The following is a 5,326-nucleotide window of genomic DNA, read 5'->3' on the forward strand; positions in this document are numbered from 1 at the left end:
AACCGCGAGCAGTGAGCGACGAGGCCGGGGAGGTGTGAGGTGCTGTGCGGTCGCGGTCGGGCGGGAATCGAGGGGTCAACCGGGGCTTTGTGGTCGTTCACGCCCGATCCGCGGTCGAATACTCACACGTCGAAGAGGCGCTCGGCGTCCTCGGCCTGCCGGCGGTAGATACCGCGCCCCTTCAGCCGCGGTACCTCGTGTCGGTGGAGCCGCTCCGCCGCGGTGTCGTACACGAGCGGGAACACGTTCGTCCGGCGCTTGGCGACGGTGAAGCCGGCCATCGCCTCGAGCAGCGAGGCGTCGGGGTCGGGAGCCGCGAACGTCACGTACCCGATCGGGGTCGGGGACGCACCGCCGTCGGCGCGTCCGGGTTCGGCGTCGACGCTGCCGGCGAGGACGTCGCGGAACGCCGCCGCGGTGTCGCGGAGCGCCGCCGCGTCGTACCCTTCGGCGTCGACGAGCGTCGCCAGCGCCACGACCGCGCCGACCGACTCGTCCGTCTGCCGGGCCATCCACAGGTCTTCGAACTCGTCCGTCCGCTCGTCGACCGCCTCGAAGCCGTGTGCGCGCCGGTTCGCGGCGACCGCCTCGCGGTACTGGCTGATGTCCATACCCCGTCCACGACGCGCATGGTAAAAAATGACACACACGATACGCGGGGGAGCGCCCCGGCAACAAGGCTATACGCGCGCCGGTGCTGTCGGACCTGTCACCAACCCCCCGCTAAAGTAAAGCGGTGGGCTTGTCGGTGGACTCCCGTTCTGGCCGACCCTACTGGGTGGCAGGCGAGTAGCCGCCATTCACGTTCAGCGTCCCCGACTTCAGGGCGAGGTGACGTGTCGCCCCTCCGTGCGGAGACTTTTGCCCCGCACGGAGTAGCCGAAATCCGATGTTCTTCGCCGCGTTGTAGTCTGCGTTGATCTCGTACCCACACTTCTGGCAACAGAACTTCGCTTGCGACTGCCGGTTCTCGTCCAGCGTCGTCCCGCATTTCGAACACCGCTTGGACGTGTACGCCGGGTCTACCTGCGTAGCTTCGATACCTTCTGCTTCGGCCTTGTACGCCACGTAGTCGTACAACTGGCGGAACGCCCACATATGGAACTTCTTTGCTCCCGGCATCCGGTCGCGGATGTCCGTCAACTCCTCGAATGCGATCCAGTCACATCCGTGCGCGACGGCTTCTTGGACGATGGCTTTCGAGATACGGTGGAGGTAGTCCGCTACCCACCGCGTCTCGCGGTCACCTATTTGTTCGATCGTTTGATGCGCTGACTCCGTGCCCGTCCGTTGAAGCCCGGCACGCACACGCTCGTACTCTCGGCGGCGATGGGTGAGGTAGCCGCCGCTCCAGAACATCCCGGTCGACGTGACGGCGATCTGTTCGATACCGAGGTCCACGCCGAGGACTGTGCTGTTCTCGGCGTCGCCTTCGTCCGGTATCTCTGACTCCACGTCGGTCTTTGTCCCGATGTGGAGGAAAAACGTGTCCGTTGCGTCGCGGTACTGAAGCGTCGCACCTGTGATCTCGTACTCGTCGTTGCGGAGATACGTCGTCTGTGGGTTTTCACCTTCCGGCGGGAGGACGTACTCGGCCTCGATACGTCCGTTTACCGTGGAAAGAGACACGCGGTCAACGTGGAACGTCGCACTCCGTTTGTCGTACCGGACGGAGGGTGTCGTAAAGTGCGGTTGCGACGCTTTCTTTCCTTTTTTCCACCGGGAGATAACGCCTTTGATGGCTTCGGCAGCGCGGTTGCGTGCGGATTGAACGAGATTCGCTTGGAGACGCGTCTGTTCGCGCACGTCGGAGTACGTCCGGTCGTGGAGTTTGTTCTTGGATGTCGGCTTGTAGTCGTCCTGCCAGGCATTGCGGACGACGTAGTTACACGCCCACAGATACTCCTCGACAGTTTCGTGGAGGAGAGTGGCGTCGCTGTCGTCCACATCGAGTTTGACGACGACCGTGCGACGCACTTCCGCCATACTTCATGATAATAGGTTTACATTTATAAACAATATGATGTCGTGGAGGAGCCAGACTGTCGCTTCTCAGTGGCTGTCACACACCACGCCAGCTTCCTCCAAAGGCTAAAGCCGTGGGTTCCCGTCTCAAATAGTTATGACACGGACGCGACGGCGCTACCTCAGCGGGCTCGGCGGCGCGAGCGCGGGCGGACTGGTCGCGCTCGCCGGCTGTACGTCGACGGGCTCGGACGGTGACGGCCCCGGCGGCGACGGCGGCAACGGCACCGACGCGGGCGGAACGCGGCCCGAGGGGACCGGCGGCCCGGGAATCTCCGTCGTCGCCACCGACGGTGTGCCGGACCTCTCGGTCCGGCCGGCGGTCGAGGTCGTCCGGGAGGCCGCGACGACCGACCACCCGCCGCGGCTCCGCACGACGCTGACGAACGAGGGCGACGAGCGAGTCCGGATCGGCGAGGGCCGCGCGGCCCACTTCGAGCACGTCGCCGACGAGAGCGGGGCGCTCCGGCTCCTGCCGGGCGACGGCGGGTACCCGGCCGAGCCCGACTGCTGGCGGCTCACCGACGCCGTCGTCGTCACGGAGGAGTACCGGACGTTCGCGCTCGACCCCGGCGCGTCGAGCGAGCGGCTCGTGGACCTGTACGCGACCGTCGGCGGGGACGCCTGTCTCCCGGTGGGCGAGCACCGGTTCGAGACGACGATCTCGGTCGTGTCCGCCGACGCCGAACCGGAGTCGTCGACGGAGTGGGGCTTCGCCGTCGTGCTGGAGTGACGCCGAATCACCCGGCGGCGAGTACGGACGGCTATATAGCACTCTTAGGAACGGTTAATGAGGCGCGGCGAGGCCCCCACGTATGAGCGACGACGACGTCGTGACGTTCGGGTTCGTCTGCGTCCAGAACGCCGGTCGCAGCCAGATGTCGGCCGCGTTCGCCGAGCGCGAGCGCCGCGAGCGCGGCCTCGGCGACCGGGTGGAGATCGTGACCGGCGGGACGCGTCCGGCCGACGAGGTCCACCCCGAGGTGGTCGAGGTCATGCGAGAGGTCGACGTCGACGTCGGCGACCGCGTCCCCCGAGAGGTCTCGACCGCCGAACTCGACGCCTGCGACGTCGTCGCCACGATGGGGTGTTCGACGCTCACGCTCGGGGACGGCGTCGAGGGGCGTGATTGGGCGCTCGATGACCCGCACGGGCAGGACGTCGAGCGCGTCCGCGAGATCCGCGACGAGATCGAGGGGCGCGTGCGTGACCTCTTCGACGAGTTCTTCGCGGAAGGGTAGTCGACCCGAGACGGAGACGCTGTGGCTGTGTTGCTCTCGCAGTAGAGATAGTCCTCACTCCGTTCGGAGAATAGTCCCGGGCGGATTCGAACCGCCGTCAATGGCTAACTTCGGGTATCCGACCAGATTTCGGTCGAATTCCCTCCAAAGGCCATTATGATTGGCCACTACACCACGGGACTCCATATTCGGCTAACCGACGGGCACTCAAGTAGGTTACTCTCCGCGACGAGAGCGGCCCCGTCCCCCGGCTACGCGCCCTCCTCGATCCGGTCGAACCGCTCCTCGAAGTTCTCCCGACAGGAGTCACAACAGAAGTGGTACAGCGTCCCGTCGATCCGGGCCGACTCCCCCTCGGCGGTGACGGTGTTGCCGCACTCGACGCACTCGACCGCGAGGTCCGCGTCGCCGACCGCGGGCGACCACTCGTGGGCGTCGAGCGGCCGCACCGACAGCTCGTTCACGGCGTCCAACCCGACCGCGTCGTCGACGAGGTCGCGGGCGGTCCCCGCCTCGACGCGCGCGACGACCGTCACCTCGCCGTCGGCGGTGAGGAACGCGTGCTCGACGCGCTCGTGGTCCGCGACCGCCCCGTGGACGCGCTCGGCCTCCGCGGGCGGAACGGCGAGGGTCACGAGGACCCGCAGTCCGTCGGAGAGGGCGTCGCCGTCGATCCGGAGCGTGAAACCCTGGATGACGCCCACCTCGCGGAGGCGGTCGACCCGGTCCGACACCGCGGGCGCGGAGAGGTCCACGCGCTCGGCGATGTCGCTGTACGGCCGCCTGGCGTCGGCCAGCAGCAGCCTGATGATCTCTCGGTCCGTCTCGTCGAGGGTGCGCATGGCCGAGTCTTCGGCCGACGCGGGCAAAAGCCGTCCGGGAGGTCGGGCGGTCGCGGAAAGCGGTCGTCCGCGCGGGGGACGGAAAGGCAGTTGTGTCGGCGGCGTCAACGGCCGCCCATGACGACGATAGACGTCGACGGCATGTCGTGTACGGGCTGTGAGGACAACGTGACCGACGCGCTCGGCGAGCTGCCGGGCGTCGAGTCCGCGAGCGCGGACCACGAGGCGGGCACCGCGACCGTCGAGGGCGACGTCGACGTGGACGCGGTCGTGGCCGCCATCGAGGACGCCGGCTACGCGGCGTCCGCGTAGGGGCCGGCCGGAGCCGCGACGCGCGGTGTGAGTCGCCCCACGCGCCCCGAATCGCCGACTTTTTTCGCCCGAGCGCGCTCGCCGGGACATGGACACCGTACTCGTCACCGGGAGCGCCGGCGGCGTCGGCGCGTGGACCGTCGACGCGCTCGCCGACGCGGGCCGCGAGGTGGTCGCGGTCGACCGCGAAGCGCCGCCGAGCGACGAGCGCCGCACCGACGTCGACTACAGGGCCGCGGACCTCACCGACTACGGCGAGACGCGACAGGTCGTCGACGCGGCCGCGCCCGACGCGGTCGTCCACCTCGCCGCGATCCCGCACCCGGAGGACCACGCCGGCTCGCGGGTGTTCGCGAACAACGTCGAGAGCGCGTACAACGTCTTCGACGCCGCCGGGGCCGCGGGCGCGCGGATCGTCTGGGCGTCGAGCGAGAGCCTCTACGGCACCGTCTTCGCGGACGAGGACTGGCTCCCCGACCGGCTCCCGATCGACGAGGCGACGCCGACAGAGCCCGAGGACCCGTACGGCCTCTCGAAGGTCGTCGGCGAGGAGGTCGCCGCCGCGGCCGCCCGCCGACACGGCGTCGCCGCCGTCTCGCTGCGCCTCTCGTGGGTCACCTACCCGGGCGACGAGCGACGCCGCGAGGCGCGCGAGACGTTCGACCCCGCGACGGCGGCCCCGAGCGGCAACTGCTGGTCGTACGTCGACGTGCGCGACGCGGTCGCCGCGGTCGAGGCCGCGATCGACCCCGAGACCGCGATCGAGGGCCACGAGGCGGTGTTGATCGTCGCCGCGGAGAACTTCCTCGGCCGCGACACGGCGGCGACGATCGAGGCGGTCCGGGGCGAGCTCCCGGCCGAGTGCGACCTCGACGGCGACGAGTCGGTGTTCGACTGCTCGAAGGC

General features: G+C 68.6%; 7 protein-coding genes and 1 tRNA gene. 4 read left to right on the top strand and 4 right to left on the bottom strand.

Annotation, left to right across the window (positions count from 1 at the left end; genetic code table 11):
- Positions 1-122 precede the first annotated feature (122 nt).
- Both Q0116_RS00640 and Q0116_RS00645 read right to left on the bottom strand, forming a co-directional pair.
- Positions 123-611, bottom strand: a complete 489-nt coding sequence (locus Q0116_RS00640; protein ID WP_297884531.1) for a hypothetical protein — start codon at positions 609-611, stop codon at positions 123-125.
- A 160-nt stretch (positions 612-771) separates the two neighbouring features.
- Positions 772-1,986 (bottom strand): transposase, encoded by a 1,215-nt coding sequence (locus Q0116_RS00645; protein ID WP_297884532.1) that lies wholly within the window; start codon positions 1,984-1,986, stop codon positions 772-774.
- A gap of 136 nt (positions 1,987-2,122) precedes the next feature.
- On the opposite strand from Q0116_RS00645, the gene Q0116_RS00650 reads away from it, so the two are divergent.
- Together Q0116_RS00650 and Q0116_RS00655 are read left to right on the top strand one after the other, a co-directional pair.
- Positions 2,123-2,758 carry a hypothetical protein gene (locus tag Q0116_RS00650; RefSeq protein WP_297884534.1) on the top strand — a complete coding sequence of 212 codons (636 nt, stop codon included), beginning with the start codon at positions 2,123-2,125 and terminating at the stop codon, positions 2,756-2,758.
- An 82-nt stretch (positions 2,759-2,840) separates the two neighbouring features.
- Positions 2,841-3,266, top strand: coding sequence for a low molecular weight phosphatase family protein (locus Q0116_RS00655; RefSeq protein ID WP_297884535.1), 426 nt, complete (start codon positions 2,841-2,843; stop codon positions 3,264-3,266).
- Positions 3,267-3,337: 71 nt separating this feature from the next.
- Here Q0116_RS00655 and Q0116_RS00660 read toward each other — a convergent pair.
- Both Q0116_RS00660 and Q0116_RS00665 read right to left on the bottom strand, forming a co-directional pair.
- Positions 3,338-3,448, bottom strand: a tRNA-Gln gene (locus Q0116_RS00660).
- 69 nt (positions 3,449-3,517) lie between these two features.
- Positions 3,518-4,108 carry an AsnC family transcriptional regulator gene (locus Q0116_RS00665; RefSeq protein WP_297884537.1) on the bottom strand — a complete coding sequence of 197 codons (591 nt, stop codon included), beginning with the start codon at positions 4,106-4,108 and terminating at the stop codon, positions 3,518-3,520.
- 117 nt (positions 4,109-4,225) lie between these two features.
- On the opposite strand from Q0116_RS00665, the gene Q0116_RS00670 reads away from it, so the two are divergent.
- Positions 4,226-4,420, top strand: a complete 195-nt coding sequence (locus tag Q0116_RS00670) for a heavy-metal-associated domain-containing protein (RefSeq protein ID WP_297884539.1) — start codon at positions 4,226-4,228, stop codon at positions 4,418-4,420.
- Positions 4,421-4,508: 88 nt separating this feature from the next.
- Positions 4,509-5,326: NAD(P)-dependent oxidoreductase (locus Q0116_RS00675; protein ID WP_297884541.1), on the top strand; the 818-nt coding region annotated here is incomplete at its 3' end.

The organism is uncultured Halorubrum sp. (genome assembly GCF_937146585.1).
Classification (GTDB): domain Archaea; phylum Halobacteriota; class Halobacteria; order Halobacteriales; family Haloferacaceae; genus Halorubrum; species Halorubrum miltondacostae.